The sequence below is a fragment of the Streptomyces sp. NPDC048290 genome (genome assembly GCF_040652095.1).
In the GTDB taxonomy this organism is placed as follows: Bacteria; Actinomycetota; Actinomycetes; order Streptomycetales; family Streptomycetaceae; genus Streptomyces.
Window position 1 is genome coordinate 482,225 of sequence record NZ_JBEZLM010000002.1, and the last position, 14,778, is coordinate 497,002.

A 14,778-nucleotide genomic window follows, 5' to 3' on the forward strand; every position below is an offset into this window, starting at 1 on the left:
AGGCCATGCTCTAGCGGAGGCGGGCCAGCAAGTGGGCGTCGAGGAAGCCCCGCTCAGAGGCCGGGTCGTGGAGCAGTCGGGCGAACGTGACGAGCCCCGCCCGATCCAGCAGCTCGGCGAACTGGTCCACCGGCCAGCTATAGGCGGGCGTCACCTTGTGGTCGAAGCGGACCGGCTCGGGCCCGTCGGTCGCGAAGAACGAGGCCAAGAGCAGGCCCCCTGGTGCCAGGACACGCGCCTGCTCGGCGAGCAGCGCGGGCAATTCCCCAGGCGGGGTATGGATCATCGAGTAGTGGGCCAGCACGCCGCCGAGCGCGCCGTCCTCGACTGGCAGGGCCTCCATCCGCGCCTCGTCGAACTGCAGCGCCGGATGGGCCCGCCGGGCGTGGTCGACCATGGCTGGGGAAAGGTCGAGCCCGAAGGCGTCCAGCCCCAGGTCACGCAGCATCGCCGTCAGATGTCCGGGCCCGCAGCCGACATCGGCTGCCCGCAGGTTCCCCGTCCCACGCACCAGCTCGGCAAAGATGCCGATCATGTTCCGCGAGAACGGCTGCGTCTCCAGCCGATCAGCGAACAACGACGCGTACAGCTCGACGACCCCGTCGTAGGCCGCCCTGGTCTCGTCCTGGTGCTCCACCACGGGAAGGAAGTTAACACCCGCTGTTCGCAGTTGTTCTCCCGCCCCGTCCCGAATCCCGCGCCCTCGCCGCGGACGCTCTCGGCCATCACGACAAGACCACCACCCGGCTCCGCAACGAGACCAGCGGGACATGGAGCCGATACCGCTGGCGGTCACAGCCGGTCACCAGCGGGCTGGGTTCCTCGGACAACTGGCGACAGTTGAATACGCGAGCCCACCAGTATCACGACCGGTAATGCCCGCCTGCGCGAGAAGCGACCACGACCCGCACCCGGCCACCAACCCCACCCGCCCACGACGAGAGCCCGCCCCCCACCTCCGTCGGGGCGGACGGAGACACAGGGGACGGGCCCACAAGCCGCGCGCAGCGCTGAGCGCGGCCCGCCATAAAACATCCGCGGTCGACCGTGACGATACTGCTGGTCAGGGCACTGTCGGTTCCCGGCCGACCGCGGAATCCAAGAGGGACGTGACGGGGATCAGCCCAGTCGAGCGACCAGCGCCCGGTACTCGTCCCACAGCTCCTTCGGCGTGTGCTCCCCGAAGGTGTTCAGGTGGTCGGGGACCAGCGCCGCCTCCTCACGCCAGATCTCTGTGTCCACGGTGAGCAGGAACTCCAGATCCTCCGCGGCGAGGTCCAGCCCGTCCGTGTCCAGCGCGGCAGCGGTCGGCAGCACACCGATCGGCGTCTCGACGCCCTCCGCCCTGCCGTCCAGCCGCTCCACGATCCACTTCAGGACACGGGAGTTCTCACCGAAGCCGGGCCAGACGAACTTGCCCTCGTCGTTCTTGCGGAACCAGTTGACGTAGTAGATCTTCGGGAGCTTCGCGGCGTCCTTGTCCTTGGCCACGTCGACCCAGTGACCCATGTAGTCGCCCATGTTGTAGCCGCAGAACGGCAGCATGGCGAACGGGTCGCGGCGCAGCTCACCCACCTTGCCCTCGGCCGCGGCGGTCTTCTCGGAGGCCACGTTGGCGCCCAGGAAGACCCCGTGGTTCCAGTCGAAGGACTCGGTGACCAGCGGTACGGCGGTGGCGCGCCGCCCGCCGAACAGGATCGCGGAGATCGGGACGCCCTTGGGGTCCTCCCACTCGGGCGCGATGATCGGGCACTGGGACGCCGGGACGGTGAAGCGGGCGTTGGGGTGGGCGGCGGGGACGTCCGAGGACGGCGTCCAGTCGTTGCCCTTCCAGTCGGTGAGGTGGGCGGGGGTCTCCTCGGTCATGCCCTCCCACCAGATGTCGTTGTCGTCGGTGAGGGCCACATTGGTGAAGACCGAGTTGCCCCACAGCGTCTTCATGGCGTTGGCGTTGGTGTGCTCGCCGGTGCCGGGCGCGACGCCGAAGAAACCGGCCTCGGGGTTGATGGCGTAGAGCCGGCCGTCGTCGCCGAAGCGCATCCAGGCGATGTCGTCGCCGATGGTCTCGACCGTCCAGCCGGAGATCGTGGGCTCCAGCATGGCGAGGTTGGTCTTGCCGCAGGCGGACGGGAAGGCGGCGGCGACGTACTTGGACGCACCGGTGGGCGGGGTGAGCTTGAGGATCAGCATGTGCTCGGCGAGCCAGCCCTCGTCGCGGGCCATGACGGAGGCGATCCGCAGGGCGTAGCACTTCTTGCCGAGCAGGGCGTTGCCGCCGTAACCGGAGCCGTAGGACCAGATCTCGCGGGTCTCCGGGAAGTGGGAGATGTACTTGGTCTGGTTGCAGGGCCAGGGGACGTCGGCCTCGCCGGGCGCGAGGGGGGCGCCCAGGGTGTGCACGGCCTTGACGAAGAAGCCCTCGGTGCCCAGCTCGTCCAGGACGGGCTGGCCCATCCGGGTCATGGTGCGCATGGCGACGGCGACATACGCCGAGTCGGTCAGCTCCACCCCGATGGCGGACAGCGGGGAGCCGAGCGGGCCCATGCAGAACGGCACCACGTAGAGGGTGCGACCGCGCATCGAGCCACGGAAGAGGCCCTTGTCACCGGCGAAGATCTCCCGCATCTCGGCGGGGGCCTTCCAGTGGTTGGTGGGGCCCGCGTCCTCCTCCTTCTCGGAGCAGATGAAGGTCCGGTCCTCGACGCGGGCGACATCGGTGGGGTCCGAGGCCGCGTAGTAGGAGTTGGGGCGCTTGATCGGGTCGAGCTTGCGGAAGGTGCCCTTGTCGACCAGTTCCTCGCAGAGGCGGTCGTACTCCGCCTCTGATCCGTCACACCAGACCACGCTGTCCGGTTCGGTCAGTTCGGCGATCTCGTTGACCCACGAGATCAGTTCCTGGTGTCGGGTCGGGATGACGGGGGGAGCCGCGATATCGCGCGCCACGATCGCTCCTAGTTGAGGGTTCACTGTCTTTTCTGCTGCCCCGTGGGGGCTGCGACCCGGATGCTTCGCAGCTGCCGCACTCATGCTGCTTGGCGCTCATCCGGTGCCGACCGCACTCATCTGATCATGCGAGGTGTATGCCCATCTGTCCAGAGCGGCGCCCACCTGAGCGGCGTGAGGAATCCCACGTAACTCTGTGTTTCTCTCCGTCTCTTTGCGTACACGTTGAGTTCGCATGACCGCCCCTTGGGAGGCTCCCTGATGCCCGACTTACGGTGTCCTCGCTACCATCGGCGCATGACTGCGCATGCCTCCGACGCGCCGAGGGACTCGACGACGGTCGCCGATCGCGTCTCCGCCGCTCTCGCCCTGCCGCATCCGGTCAAGCCGAAGCTCCGCGGCTGGCTGCATCTGGGCATGTTCCCGGCGGTGCTGGTGGCCGGTCTCGCGCTCACCGCGCTGGCCGAGTCCCCGCGCGCCCGGCTGGCCTGCGCCATCTACGCGCTGACGGCCTGTCTGCTGTTCGGGGTGAGCGCGCTCTACCACCGGGGCAACTGGAGCCCGCGCATGGACGGCGTCCTGCGCCGCCTGGACCATTCGAACATCTTTCTGATCATCGCGGGTACGTACACCCCGCTGACCATGCTCCTGCTGCCCGACGCCAAGGGGCAGTGGCTGCTGTGGGGGATCTGGGCGGCGGCGCTCGCCGGGATCGCCTTCCGGGTCTTCTGGGTCGGCGCCCCGCGCTGGCTCTACACCCCGTGCTACATCGCGATGGGCTGGGCCGCCGTCTTCTTCCTCCCGGACTTCCTGCGCACCGGCGGGATCGCCGTCCTGGTGCTGGTCGTGGTCGGCGGACTGCTCTACAGCGCGGGCGGGGTGATCTACGGCATGAAGCGCCCGAACCCGTCCCCGCGCTGGTTCGGCTTCCACGAGGTGTTCCACTCCTTCACCCTCGCCGCGTTCGTGGTGCACTACGTGGGGATCTCCCTGGTGGCGTACCAGCACGCGTAGCCCGAGGAGCCGGGAGGGGGCCGTGTCGCGGTCATGGCCGCGGTGGCGGCGGATGACCGACAATGGCGGTCATGACGGCCGCACAGACCACCTCCCCCGCCGACCGCCCCCCGCTGGGACTGCGGGAACGGAAGAAGATCAAGACCCGCACGGCGATCCGCACGGCGACCTTCGGGCTGATCGAGGAGCAGGGGTACGAGGCCACCACGGTCGAGCAGATCGCCGACCGGGCCGAGGTGTCGCCGTCGACCGTCTTCCGCTACTTCCCCACCAAGGAGGACATCGTCCTCACGGACGAGTACGACCCGCTGATGCTGGCCGATCTGCGGCAGCGGCCCGCCGACGAGCCGCTGCTGGAGTCCGTGCGGTTCCTGGTGCGGCGGGCCGTCGCCCTCGGGTTCACCGAGAGCCCCGACCTGGTACGGCTGCGGATGCGGCTGATGGTGGACGTACCGGCGGTGCGGTCGCGGGCCATGGAGAGCCTGTCCGCCACCGGTGGGGTGCTGTGCCGGGGCATCGGGGAGCGGACCGGGCGCGACCCCGGCTCGCTGGAGGTGCGGATCTGGGCGATGGCGCTGGTCGGGGGGATGATGGAAGCGTCCCTGTACTGGGCCGAGAACGGCTACCGGGACGATCTCGCGGAACTCTTCGACCGGGCCGTGGAGATCCTGGCGCACGGTCCTGGAGTCCGGGAAAACCCCTGAGGCGGTCCGGTACGACCGTGCCATCCTGGCCGCATGACCGGTGTGACGTGGGTGAGCCGAAGCGGACCTGAGATCCAGGTGGAGGTCGCGCCCGAGCTGGCGCTGTTCGTGCCGCACGCCCGGCGGGCGGGGGTCAGCGCGCTCGCCGTCGACGGGGTGTCCACGCTGGGCCATGTGATCGAGTCGCTGGGCGTGCCGCTCACCGAGGTCGGGGCGCTGGTGGTGGACGGGCGGGAGGTGCCCGTGGGGCACATTCCGGCGGACGGGGAGCGGGTGGACGTCCGGGCGGTGGTCCGTCCGCAGCGGGTGCCGGGGGGTGAGCCGCGGTTTCTGCTGGATGTGCATCTGGGGACGCTGGCGCGGCGGCTGCGGCTGCTGGGCGTGGACGCGGCGTACTCGTCCACGGATCTGGGGGACGCGGTGCTCGCCTCGCGGTCGGCGGCGGAGCGGAGGGTGTTGCTGAGCCGGGACCGGGGGTTGCTGCGGCGGCGGGAGCTGTGGGCGGGGGCGTATGTGTACAGCACGCGGCCGGAGGAGCAGGTCGATGACGTGCTGGGGCGGTTCGCTCCCGCGTTGCGGCCGTGGACGCGGTGCACCGCGTGCAACGGGGTGTTGGTCGCGGCGACGAAGGATGAGGTGGTGGGGCAGTTGAAGGGGGGTACGGAGCGGTCGTACGACGTGTTCGCGCGGTGTGGGGAGTGCGGGCGGGCGTATTGGAAGGGGGCGCATCATGAGCGGTTGCGGGCGATCGTGGACCGGGCGGTGGCCTCCGGCGAGGGGCGGGTGGGGTAGTTCGGTGGGTGCGGGGCGGTGGGGGCTGGTCGCGCAGTTCCTCCCCCAGAGGGGGTACCCCCAGCGCCCCCAGAAGCCTTATTGCTGGCGGTCCTCCAGGTAGCGGGTGTGGGATTCCTGGCGGCTTGACTCTGTTTCTCTCAAGGTTGTCGTCAGGTGGTGGGCCTCCTCGTTCAGGAGGGTCAGTTGGCGTTCCAGGTGGTGTTCCGGGGGGTCCTGGCCCGGGGTCATGCGGTGCCACCATCTCGTGCGGACGAAGGCGTCCACCGCCTCCGGGATGTCCTGGCGGACCGCGCGGGACACCTGGTGCACGCCCTCCGGGTCCTGGGCGAGGATCTCGGCGACCCAGCCCGGGGCCAGGAGGGCGTCCAGGACATCGGTGAGGGCGCGCAGCCGGGTCGCGGTGCCGGGCGGCAGGTCCACGCCGGAGAGGTAGTCCTGGAGGATGGTGAAGTCGGCGCGGATCTCGTCCAGTTGGGCGGACGGGTCGGGGAAGTCGGGGAGCGTGGGGCGTTCCGGTGGGGCGATCAGCGCTCCGGCGCCGTACAGGCCGAGGACGACCACCGGCCAGTACGGGCCCGCGACCCCGGTGAAGGTGAGGGCGAGGCCGAGCAGGCCGCAGGCGCTGCCGGTGATGTTCTTGCGGGACTCCAGATAGCCGACGAACCTATTGGTAGCCACGGATCTCCTCGAAGGCGCCGTCCAGGGAGCCCTGCTGGGCGTCGAAGAGACGGCCGCCGGTCAGGTCGGCGATGTGCTCCAGCTCCTCCTTCGAGGAGTCGCCGAAGAGGATCGCGAAGACGGGGGTCTGCTTGCCGGTGGTGTCGAGTCCGGCGTAGAAGCCGTCGAAGTCGTCGGCCCCGGCGCCCGTGGTGTTCTCGCCGTCCGTCATCAGCACGATCGAGGTGAAGGTGTCCCGGTCGGTGCTCAGCTGGTCGTACGCCTTCTCCAGCGAGGTGTAGATCGCGGTGTCGCCCTCGGCCTCCAGGGCGTCGGCGTCCGCGCGGATCGCGGCGCGTCCGGCGCTCGGGTCGCCCGGGTCGAGGACATGGGTGCGCACGCTCTTCACATCCGAGCCGAACGGCATCAGGGTGACCTCCTCACGCTCCCGGAAGTCGCCGGTGAGGGCGGTGAGCGCGGTCTTCAGCCGGTCGAGGCGGTCGCCCTCCATGGAGCCGGAGGTGTCGAGGACGTACACGGTCCGCGAGGGGCGGCGCAGTTCGTTCTCGTACGCGTCGAGGAGGCCGTCGGCGACCGAGCGGCTGCCTGGGAAGGGCAGTTCGCGGCGGCGTTCGGTGTCCAGGCCGGGGGCGGGGTCCACGGACGGGACGACCGGGCGGCGGTGGGTACGGGCGGTGATCTCGCGCTGGATCTCGGGGGAGCGCAGCGCCTCGGTGAGCCTGCGGACGTCGTCGCGGGCCGTCTTCGGGGAGGCGGCCAGCGAGGAGACCGGGTAGTCGGCGGTGATCACCCCGTCGGTGGGGCGGATCACGGTGAGGCCGGGCAGCCCGGTGAGGACGGACTCGTAGTTGAGCAGCGCGTCGACATCGCCGCGCCGCTCGTACGCCTCGGCCAGCCAGCCCGAGGAGCCCGAGGTGAGCTGCTGCCCCTGGAAGAACTCCTTCAGCCGGGGCGCCGCCTTCTTCACATCGGCGTCGGTGAGCGCGGACTGCGCGCCGGACAGCGCCGAGGCGACCGAGACGAGGGTGGAGAAACCGGAGTTGGAGCGGGCCGGGTCGGTCATGCCGTAGGTGAGCCGTCCGTCCTGCACGGCCTCCTCGATCTGCGACCAGGTCACGTCACCGGGGTCCCAGCCGAGGGTGGTCACGGTGGCGGGCTTGACGCCGATGGCGACCGGGCTGGACATCACGGACGTCTCGGAGAGGATCTTCCCGGCCGCCTCGGGCCGCAGCCGCAGCGAGTCGTTGGAGGACAGCCACACCGCGTCGTACGAGGTGTCGGCCTCGCCCTCGGCGATCAGGTCGACGGCGTCCAGGGTGCCCATGTAGGTGGGCTTGACGGTGATGCCGGTCTCCCGGCGGACCAGGTCCAGGACCGCCGTCATATCGCTCAGCTCGCTGGAGGCGAGCACCCGCAGCGTGCCTGCCTGGTACGTCGGTTCGGGCGTCGGATCGGAGTTGTCGATCACCGAGCAGCCGGTGAGGCCCCCGGTGAGCAGCGTGAGACAGACGAGGCCGAGAACCCGCAGCCGATATCCCCTACCTGATCTCATACCTGGCCGCCCCCTTCGAGCGCGCCCTGTGCGCGGCTGCGCTCCAGATAGGCGCTGGCGTGCCGGAGTTCGCTGGTGAGGGACTCCACGGTGGTCGCCATGGCCTCGGTGGCCCGCACCTTGTAGGAGTCGATGGTGTCGAGGGTGCGGTAGATCTGCTGGAACGCGGCGCGCAGGGTCTCCGCGCCGACCGCCGGGTCGGCCGCGATCCGCTGGATCTCCCCGCTCTGGGTGGCGAGCATGTCGGCGTTGGCCCGGATCAGGTCCTCGGTGGTCCCGCGCAGGGCGTTGACCTGCTCGATCACCTTCTTCTGATGGTCCAGCGCGGACGCCAGCATGACCGAGATCCGCAGCGCCGACACGGTCGTCGTGGCGGCCCGGTCGACCCCCTTGATCAGCTCGTCGTTGTTCCGGCGTACGACGTCCATGGCCAGGTAGCCCTGGGCGCACACGGCGAGCTGGGTCAGCAGGTCCTGGTGCTTCTGCCGGACGGGGAAGAGGACGTCGGCCCGGAGCGAGTCGGCGGCCTGGGGCTCCCCGGTCGCCTCCACCCCGGCGATGTGCGACGCGACGGCGCTGTCCAGGGCTTCGGTCAGCACCACGTACTCCTGGAGCTTGCCCATGGTCTCCCACAGGCGGACCCGCTCGGTCTGGAGCGCCGCGTTGTCCCGGCGCAGTTCGTCCTGTCCGCCGCGCAGCGAGCCGACGATCCGGTTGAGGGTGCCCTGCGCGGAGGCGTACTTGGCGAGGTGGTCGCGCAGCTTGTTGCCGCCGGGCAGCCGGGACAGGAACTTGCGGGTCCTGGCGGTGGGCAGCTCGCGCGGGTCGAGGTCCTCCACCACCCGGCGCAGCTCCACCAGCGACCCGGCGACCTTCGCCGAGGGGTCGCCGCCCTTGCCGGGCAGGGAGCGCACGGTCCGCTCCAGCATCCGGTTGGACTGGGCGGCGGCGGTGCGCATCTCCCCGGCGCCCAGCGCGGTGATCTCACCGACCTTCCCGGCGAACTCGGGGGAGCGGGCGTCGAGCGCGGCGAGCCCGGCCACATAGTCGGCGGCCTTGCGGGCCATGTCGCCGCGGACGCTCTCGTCCACCGGGACCAGCCCGCCGGCCTTCTCGCGCGGCACGGCGGCCACCGGCTCGGGCGGGGTGAGGGTGAAGGTCTCCTCACTGCTGCGGCTGCTGTTCTGACTGGTACTGGCCCCGAGGAGCCCGTCGAACTCGGTCATGGTGGCTGTCCCCCTCATCCGCGCGCCCGGCGGGCCATCTCGTGCAGCACCGCGGAGGTGGGCACGGGCGCCTGCCGGACGCCGGTCAGCTTCTGGTTGAGATAGTCGGTACGGTCCGCGGTGGCCTCGGTGAACTCGGGCGCGGCACCCTGCGGCCGGAACCCGTGCTTCACGGCCAGCTCGCGCAACGCCGGGTCGGTGCTGAGCAGCTCACCGATCTTCCGCCCGTCGTCGGTGAGCGGTACGACGGTGTGGTCGCTGTTGACGGTGGTGTCCGGGTACAGCACCACCAGGTCGTCGACGCCCTGACCGGCCGTCAGCAGGGCGGCGACCTGGGACTCGTACACCCACACCAGGGGGTTCCCGGCGCCGCTGACGAAGTCCCGGAAGGCGGCGTCGGAGCTGGACTGCTGGGCGCCCTGCACACTGACCAGCTTGCGCAGCAGCGGCGCGGTGCGGTCGATGTCGGCGTCGGAGGCCACGACCCGCCCGTCGTTGGCGACATAGGAGGTGGCCGCGAGGTAGAGGGCGCCGGAGTTGGAGGTCTCGGGGTCGGTGGTGGCGATGGAGAGCGTGCCGGTCAGCTCCCCGTACGGCCCGGACCCCTTGAGGTCCTGCCAGCGCTCGTCGTCCCCGGCCGCCTTGAGGAACGCCGCCATCTTCAGCGTGCCGCGATGCTCGGTGTCGACGGAGGCGAGCCCGCTCTGCTCCAGCACATCGGCGGCGTTGCGATGGGCGACCACGACGAGCGGTGAGTAGAACGGCCGGGGCAGCGGCTGCTGCACGCCCCGCTTCTTCGCCAACTCGTCGGCCGGCGCCTGGCTGGACGGGAACGCGAACGCGTACCCCTCAAGCTCCAGCCCTTCCATGGCCCAGGACCCGGAGGTCTCCGCCTCCACCCGGTAGCCCCGGGCGTCCAGCGCCTCCATGACCTCAGGATCGGCGAAGAACTCGGCCTTCTCCGACCCGATGACAGCCTGCACGGTCTTCGTTGCCGTGCCCGCGTCCTCGTCCCGGCCCACCAGAACAGCGGCGACCACGCCACCGATCAGCAGCACCGCGAGGACTATTCCAATAGTTCGTCTCACCCGACGGAGCGTGCTCCCGGAACCCAACGTTCCCCATCAACCCCGGTAAACAAGAGATGACGTACCGGTCCCGGATCACCACGCCCTCAAAGAGACCCGAGGGCCACGTCCTCGCAGGGACGCGGCTTCCCTGTCAAAGAGGCGCGAGGCACATGCTTTTAGGGGCGCGGGGAACTGCGCAAAGAGCGACCACGACCCGCACTCACTCCCGGGACGCAAGCCCCCACTTCAGGGGCGCGGGGAACTGCGCGAGAACCGACCACGACCCGCACCCGCCCCCCAGACGCCAACCTCAGCCCCTGGACGCCGCCCCACTCAACTCCCGCGACCCGCCGGAGGCGCCGGCATGTACATCCATCCGCTCCGCAGCCAAAATTGCCACCACCGTATCCGCCCGAGACGCAGCCACCACCAACGCCCGCCCCGCCACCGCAAGCGCCCGCGTATGCAACCCGGCAACATCCCGCCCGCCCCGAGTCACACCGGCCCGCACCACAGACGCACCACCCCGCAACCGAGCCACCTGCTCCGCGATCCGCCCCGCCGCCGCGTCCAGCTCCCCGGACGGAGCCACCGCCCGCAACTCGTCGGTGACGGCGAGCAGCGCGGCAAGATGCCCCGCGAGCTGAATATCCAGCTCTTCCTCACGGGACCGGTGGGGAAAGTCCGAGACGGTGTCGCCCACGGTGCTGTGGACCGACTTGGTACGGATCGGCTCGTACATGGGGGGCCTCCAGAAACTCTGACGGAAGCCATCCTAGCTTAGATCGAGTCTAAACAAGGGGTGGATCACAACAACGGACCCGGCCGGTCACCCCTGGTCACCTCGGCGGCGCACTCAGTACTGCGCGTACCCGTCCAAGAACTCCCCGATCCGAGTCACCGCGTCCTTCAGATCCGCCGCCCCCGGCAGCGTCACCACCCGGAAGTGATCCGGCTCGGTCCAGTTGAACCCCGTCCCGTGCACGACCATGATCTTCTCGCGCCGCAGCAGATCCAGCACCAGCTGACGGTCGTCCTTGACCCGGTACACCTTGGGGTCGAGCCGCGGGAAGAGGTACAGCGCCCCCTTGGGCCGTACGCAGGTCACCCCGGGGATCTGGGTGAGCGCCTCGTACGCCACGTCCATCTGTTCCTTCAGTCGCCCGCCCGGCAGCACCAGATCGGCGATGGACTGCCGTCCGCTGAGCGCGGCGACCACCCCGTGCTGCCCCGGCATATTGGCGCACAGCCGCATGTTCGCCAGGATCGTCAGGCCCTCGATGTACGACGCGGCGTGCGCGCGCGGACCGGAGATCGACATCCAGCCGACCCGGTACCCGGCCACCCGGTACGCCTTGGACATCCCGTTGAAGGTGAGGGTGAGCAGATCGGGGGCGACGGCGGCGGTCGGGGTGTGGGTGGCGCCGTCGTAGAGGATCTTGTCGTAGATCTCGTCGGAGCAGACCAGGAGATCGTGGCGGCGGGCGAGGTCGGTGAGCCCGCGCAGCATCTCCTCGTCGTACACGGCCCCCGTGGGGTTGTTCGGGTTGATGATCACCAGCGCCTTGGTGCGGTCGGTGATCTTGCGCTCGAGATCGGCGAGATCGGGCATCCAGTCGGACTGCTCGTCGCACCGGTAGTGGACGGCGGTGCCGCCGGACAGCGAGACCGCGGCGGTCCACAGCGGGTAGTCGGGCGCGGGGACGAGCACCTCGTCGCCGTCGTCCAGCAGGCCCTGCATCGCCATGGTGATCAGCTCGGAGACGCCGTTGCCGATGAAGACATGGTCGACGTCGGTCTCGATGCCGAGGGTCTGGTTGTGCATCACCACCGCGCGCCGGGCGGCGAGCAGTCCCTTGGCGTCGCCGTAGCCATGGGCCGTGGAGACATTGCGGAGGACGTCCTCCAGGATCTCCGGCGGGCACTCGAAGCCGAACGCGGCCGGGTTGCCGGTGTTCAGCTTCAGGATGCGGTGACCGGCCGCCTCCAGCCGCATCGCCTCCTCAAGAACCGGGCCCCGGATCTCGTAACAGACGTTGGCGAGCTTGGTCGACTGGATCACCTGCATGTCAAGGAGCTTACGGCCGGGTAGCGGGGGCCGCGTGGTGCTTTCCGCCACATGAGACACGGACGGGGCGGGGAGCGCACAGACGGGGGAGCGTGCGGACGGAGGAGGGGTGTGAGGGAAACCCCTACGGCTGCGGAGGCGTCCTTGTGGCCGCGCCCCCCGCTGCTGATGATGTCCATGACAAGACAGCGCACGTCTCCGCACTTCTCCGCACATCTCCGCAGGAGGGGACCCCCCACATGCGCAAGCCCCTGCTCGCCGCCCTCGCCGCCGTCGCCGCGACGGGCATCGCCGCCGCCCCCGCGGTCGCCGTCACCCCGGACACCGCCTCCGGCGCCGCACCCGCGCCCGCCGTCCAGGCCGTGAACTACGCCGGGACCGTCGCGCTCAGCAACTGCTCCGGCTCGGTGGTCCGGATGTCCGACTCCGCCGACGACGACCCCGCGCTCGTGATGAGCAACGGACACTGTCTGGAGAGCGGCTTCCCGGCCGCCGGACAGGTGATCGTCGACCGCGCCTCCACCCGTACCTTCGGGCTGCTCAACTCCGCCGGGACCCGGGTCGCCACCCTGCGGGCCAGCAAGATCGCCTACGCCACGATGACCGACACCGATGTCGCGGTCTACCAGCTGACCAGCACCTACGCCCAGATCCGCAGCTCCTACGGGATCAGCGCGCTGACCCTGAGCGACACCCGCCCCAGCGCCGGGACCGCGATCAGCGTGGTCTCCGGCTACTGGAAGCGGATCTACAACTGCTCGGTCGACGGCTTCGCGTACCGCCTCAAGGAGGGCGACTGGACCTGGAAGGACTCGGTCCGCTACACCTCCGCCTGCAACACCATCGGCGGCACCTCCGGCTCCCCGGTCGTCGACCAGACCACCGGCCGGGTCGTCGCCGTCAACAACACCGGCAACGAGAGCGGCCAGCGCTGCACCCTGAACAACCCCTGCGAGGTCGACGCGAACGGCACGGTGACCGTCCGCCAGGGCATCAACTACGCCCAGCAGACCTACCCGCTGGCCGCCTGCTTCGGCCTGGACAGCAAGCTCGACCTGAACGCGGCCGGGTGCACACTGCCCAAGCCGTAACCGGCGCGGGCTAGCCCTGGGCGGCCGGGGTGCGGCGGACCGAGCGTCCCGCCAGCACGTCCGTGCGCCGGCCGTCCTCGATCACCAACCGCCCGTCGACCAGGACGTGCGGGATGCCCACCGGCAGGGTGCGCGGCGCCTCGAACGTCGAGCCCGCCGCCACCGTCGCCGCGTCGAACAGCACCAGGTCGGCCCGGTACCCCTCACGGACCGTGCCCCGGTCGGGCAGCCGCAGCCGGGCCGCCGGGCGCGAGGTCAGCCGGGCCACGCACTCCTCCAGCGACAGCACCCCCAGCTCCCGTACATACCGGCCGAGGTAGTGCGGGAACGTGCCGTACGCCCTCGGGTGGGGCTTGGCGCCCTGGAGGATGCCGTCCGAGCCGCCGGTGTGCACGGCGTGCCGCATGATCAGCCGGACGTTCTCCTCATGGCCGACGTGCTGGAGGATCGTCGGGCCGAGCCGGTCCTCGACCAGCAGCCGGTGGGCCGTCGTCCAGGGCGGCTCGGAGCGCGCGGCGGACGACTCGGCGATGGTCCGGCCCACATATCCGGCCAGCTCGGGGCTGGTGACGCCGGAGATCTCGATGGTCTCCCACTCCACCGGCACGCCGTGGCAGCCGTCCGAGCCGAGTTCCTCCAGATGGTGCCGGATGCGTTCGGCGGTCTCCGGGTCGGTCAGCCGGCGCAGTGCCTCGGCGGGGCCGCCCTCGCCCGCCCAGCTCGGCAGCAGCGCGGCCAGCGTGGTGGAGCCGGGGGTGTAGGGGTAGGTGTCGAGGCTGATGTCGGCCCCGGCGGCGAGGGCCTCGTCCAGCAGGGCCAGCAGTTCGGGCGCGCGGCCCTTGTTGACGCCGAAGTTCATGGTGGCGTGCGCCAGGTGCAGCGCGCAGCCCGCCTCCCGGGTCAGCGCCACCATCTCCCGGTACGCCTCCAGCGCCCCGGCCCCGTAGGAGCGGTGGTGCGGGCAGTAGTAGCCGCCGTACGCGGCCACCACCCGGCACAGCTCGGTCAGCTCGGCGTCCTCGGCGTACATGCCCGGGGTGTAGGTGAGCCCCGACGACATGCCCACCGCGCCCTGCTCCAGGCCCTCCGCGACCAGCCGCTTCATCCGGCCCAGCTCGGTCGCGGTGGGCGCGCGGTCCTCCCAGCCGACGGCGAGCGCCCGGACCGTGCCCTGCGGGATCAGATAGGCGGCGTTGACGGCGATGCCCCGGTCGAGGCGGTCCAGGTACTCGCCGACCGAGCGCCAGTCGAAGTCGATGTCGTCGCCGTTGCCGTTCCAGCCGGTGATCGCCGCGCGCACCTCGCCGAGGGTGCGGTCGTCCACCGGGGCGTAGGACAGCCCGTCCTGGCCGATCACCTCCAGGGTCACGCCCTGCGCGGCCTTGGCGCTGTGGTCGGGGTCGCGCAGCAGCGCCAGATCGCTGTGCGCGTGCATGTCGATGAAGCCGGGGGCGAGGGTCAGCCCCGCCGCGTCCAGCACCCGGGTCGCGGTGGGCCGCTGACAGCCGGACGCGGCGGCCTCCTGGACGATCGAGACGATCCGGCCGCCGTCCACCACCACGTCCGCGCGATAGGCGGGGGCGCCCGTGCCGTCGACGACGTCCGCGTCCCTGATAACCAGCTCTGCCATGCTGCCG

13 protein-coding genes are annotated in these 14,778 nt (G+C 70.5%); 4 read left to right on the forward strand and 9 right to left on the reverse strand.

Annotated elements, in window-relative coordinates; genetic code table 11:
• Nucleotides 1-10: 10 nt before the first annotated feature.
• Both AB0D49_RS04280 and AB0D49_RS04285 read right to left on the reverse strand, forming a co-directional pair.
• Nucleotides 11-640, reverse strand: a complete 630-nt coding sequence (locus AB0D49_RS04280; protein WP_362750398.1) for a class I SAM-dependent methyltransferase — start codon at nt 638-640, stop codon at nt 11-13.
• Nucleotides 641-1,119: 479 nt separating this feature from the next.
• Entirely contained in the window at nt 1,120-2,943 is a 1,824-nt protein-coding gene (locus tag AB0D49_RS04285; protein WP_362750401.1) for a phosphoenolpyruvate carboxykinase (GTP), read from the reverse strand.
• 297 nt (nt 2,944-3,240) lie between these two features.
• On the opposite strand from AB0D49_RS04285, the gene AB0D49_RS04290 reads away from it, so the two are divergent.
• The 3 genes from AB0D49_RS04290 to AB0D49_RS04300 all read left to right on the forward strand — a co-directional run bounded on the left by AB0D49_RS04290 (nt 3,241) and on the right by AB0D49_RS04300 (nt 5,453).
• Nucleotides 3,241-3,957: a hemolysin III family protein gene (locus AB0D49_RS04290; protein ID WP_362750404.1), complete on the forward strand. Its 717-nt coding sequence runs from the start codon at nt 3,241-3,243 to the stop codon at nt 3,955-3,957.
• A gap of 62 nt (nt 3,958-4,019) precedes the next feature.
• Nucleotides 4,020-4,661: a TetR family transcriptional regulator gene (locus AB0D49_RS04295; RefSeq protein WP_362750407.1), complete on the forward strand. Its 642-nt coding sequence runs from the start codon at nt 4,020-4,022 to the stop codon at nt 4,659-4,661.
• 33 nt (nt 4,662-4,694) lie between these two features.
• Nucleotides 4,695-5,453 carry a Mut7-C RNAse domain-containing protein gene (locus AB0D49_RS04300; RefSeq protein WP_362750409.1) on the forward strand — a complete coding sequence of 253 codons (759 nt, stop codon included), beginning with the start codon at nt 4,695-4,697 and terminating at the stop codon, nt 5,451-5,453.
• 78 nt (nt 5,454-5,531) lie between these two features.
• On the opposite strand, the gene AB0D49_RS04305 is transcribed toward AB0D49_RS04300, so the two are convergent.
• From AB0D49_RS04305 to AB0D49_RS04330, 6 genes are all read right to left on the reverse strand, one after another.
• Nucleotides 5,532-6,134: a hypothetical protein gene (locus AB0D49_RS04305; protein WP_362750412.1), complete on the reverse strand. Its 603-nt coding sequence runs from the start codon at nt 6,132-6,134 to the stop codon at nt 5,532-5,534.
• Nucleotides 6,121-7,686 (reverse strand): VWA domain-containing protein, encoded by a 1,566-nt coding sequence (locus tag AB0D49_RS04310; RefSeq protein ID WP_362750415.1) that lies wholly within the window; start codon nt 7,684-7,686, stop codon nt 6,121-6,123. Before AB0D49_RS04310 ends, AB0D49_RS04305 begins: the two co-directional genes overlap by 14 nt.
• A complete protein-coding gene (locus tag AB0D49_RS04315; RefSeq protein ID WP_362750418.1) occupies nt 7,683-8,912 on the reverse strand; it encodes a toxic anion resistance protein in 1,230 nt (409 codons plus the stop codon). The genes AB0D49_RS04310 and AB0D49_RS04315 overlap by 4 nt, the downstream gene beginning before the upstream one ends.
• A 14-nt stretch (nt 8,913-8,926) precedes the next feature.
• The gene (locus AB0D49_RS04320) at nt 8,927-10,000 is read right to left on the reverse strand and encodes a substrate-binding domain-containing protein (RefSeq protein WP_362750421.1); all 1,074 of its coding nucleotides are present in this window, start codon (nt 9,998-10,000) and stop codon (nt 8,927-8,929) included.
• A 292-nt stretch (nt 10,001-10,292) separates the two neighbouring features.
• Nucleotides 10,293-10,724 (reverse strand): hypothetical protein, encoded by a 432-nt coding sequence (locus tag AB0D49_RS04325; protein ID WP_362750424.1) that lies wholly within the window; start codon nt 10,722-10,724, stop codon nt 10,293-10,295.
• Nucleotides 10,725-10,838: 114 nt separating this feature from the next.
• Entirely contained in the window at nt 10,839-12,050 is a 1,212-nt protein-coding gene (locus AB0D49_RS04330) for a pyridoxal phosphate-dependent aminotransferase (RefSeq protein WP_362750427.1), read from the reverse strand.
• Between the two features lie 239 nt (nt 12,051-12,289).
• On the opposite strand from AB0D49_RS04330, the gene AB0D49_RS04335 reads away from it, so the two are divergent.
• Nucleotides 12,290-13,141, forward strand: coding sequence for a serine protease (locus AB0D49_RS04335; RefSeq protein WP_362750430.1), 852 nt, complete (start codon nt 12,290-12,292; stop codon nt 13,139-13,141).
• A 10-nt stretch (nt 13,142-13,151) separates the two neighbouring features.
• Here the strand turns inward: AB0D49_RS04335 and AB0D49_RS04340 are convergent, their stop codons facing one another.
• Entirely contained in the window at nt 13,152-14,771 is a 1,620-nt protein-coding gene (locus tag AB0D49_RS04340; RefSeq protein WP_362750433.1) for a D-aminoacylase, read from the reverse strand.
• Between the last annotated feature and the right edge of the window lie 7 nt (nt 14,772-14,778).

Bases quoted from the DNA above. Each gene is read 5' to 3' on its own strand.
- AB0D49_RS04325 (WP_362750424.1), bottom strand. From the start codon at position 10,724: ATGTACGAGCCGATCCGTACCAAGTCGGTCCACAGCACCGTGGGCGAC.
- AB0D49_RS04310 (WP_362750415.1), bottom strand. From the start codon at position 7,686: ATGAGATCAGGTAGGGGATATCGGCTGCGGGTTCTCGGCCTCGTCTGT.
- AB0D49_RS04300 (WP_362750409.1), top strand. From the start codon at position 4,695: ATGACCGGTGTGACGTGGGTGAGCCGAAGCGGACCTGAGATCCAGGTG.
- AB0D49_RS04315 (WP_362750418.1), bottom strand. From the start codon at position 8,912: ATGACCGAGTTCGACGGGCTCCTCGGGGCCAGTACCAGTCAGAACAGC.
- AB0D49_RS04295 (WP_362750407.1), top strand. From the start codon at position 4,020: ATGGCGGTCATGACGGCCGCACAGACCACCTCCCCCGCCGACCGCCCC.
- AB0D49_RS04290 (WP_362750404.1), top strand. From the start codon at position 3,241: ATGACTGCGCATGCCTCCGACGCGCCGAGGGACTCGACGACGGTCGCC.
- AB0D49_RS04330 (WP_362750427.1), bottom strand. From the start codon at position 12,050: ATGCAGGTGATCCAGTCGACCAAGCTCGCCAACGTCTGTTACGAGATC.
- AB0D49_RS04340 (WP_362750433.1), bottom strand. From the start codon at position 14,771: ATGGCAGAGCTGGTTATCAGGGACGCGGACGTCGTCGACGGCACGGGC.
- AB0D49_RS04335 (WP_362750430.1), top strand. From the start codon at position 12,290: ATGCGCAAGCCCCTGCTCGCCGCCCTCGCCGCCGTCGCCGCGACGGGC.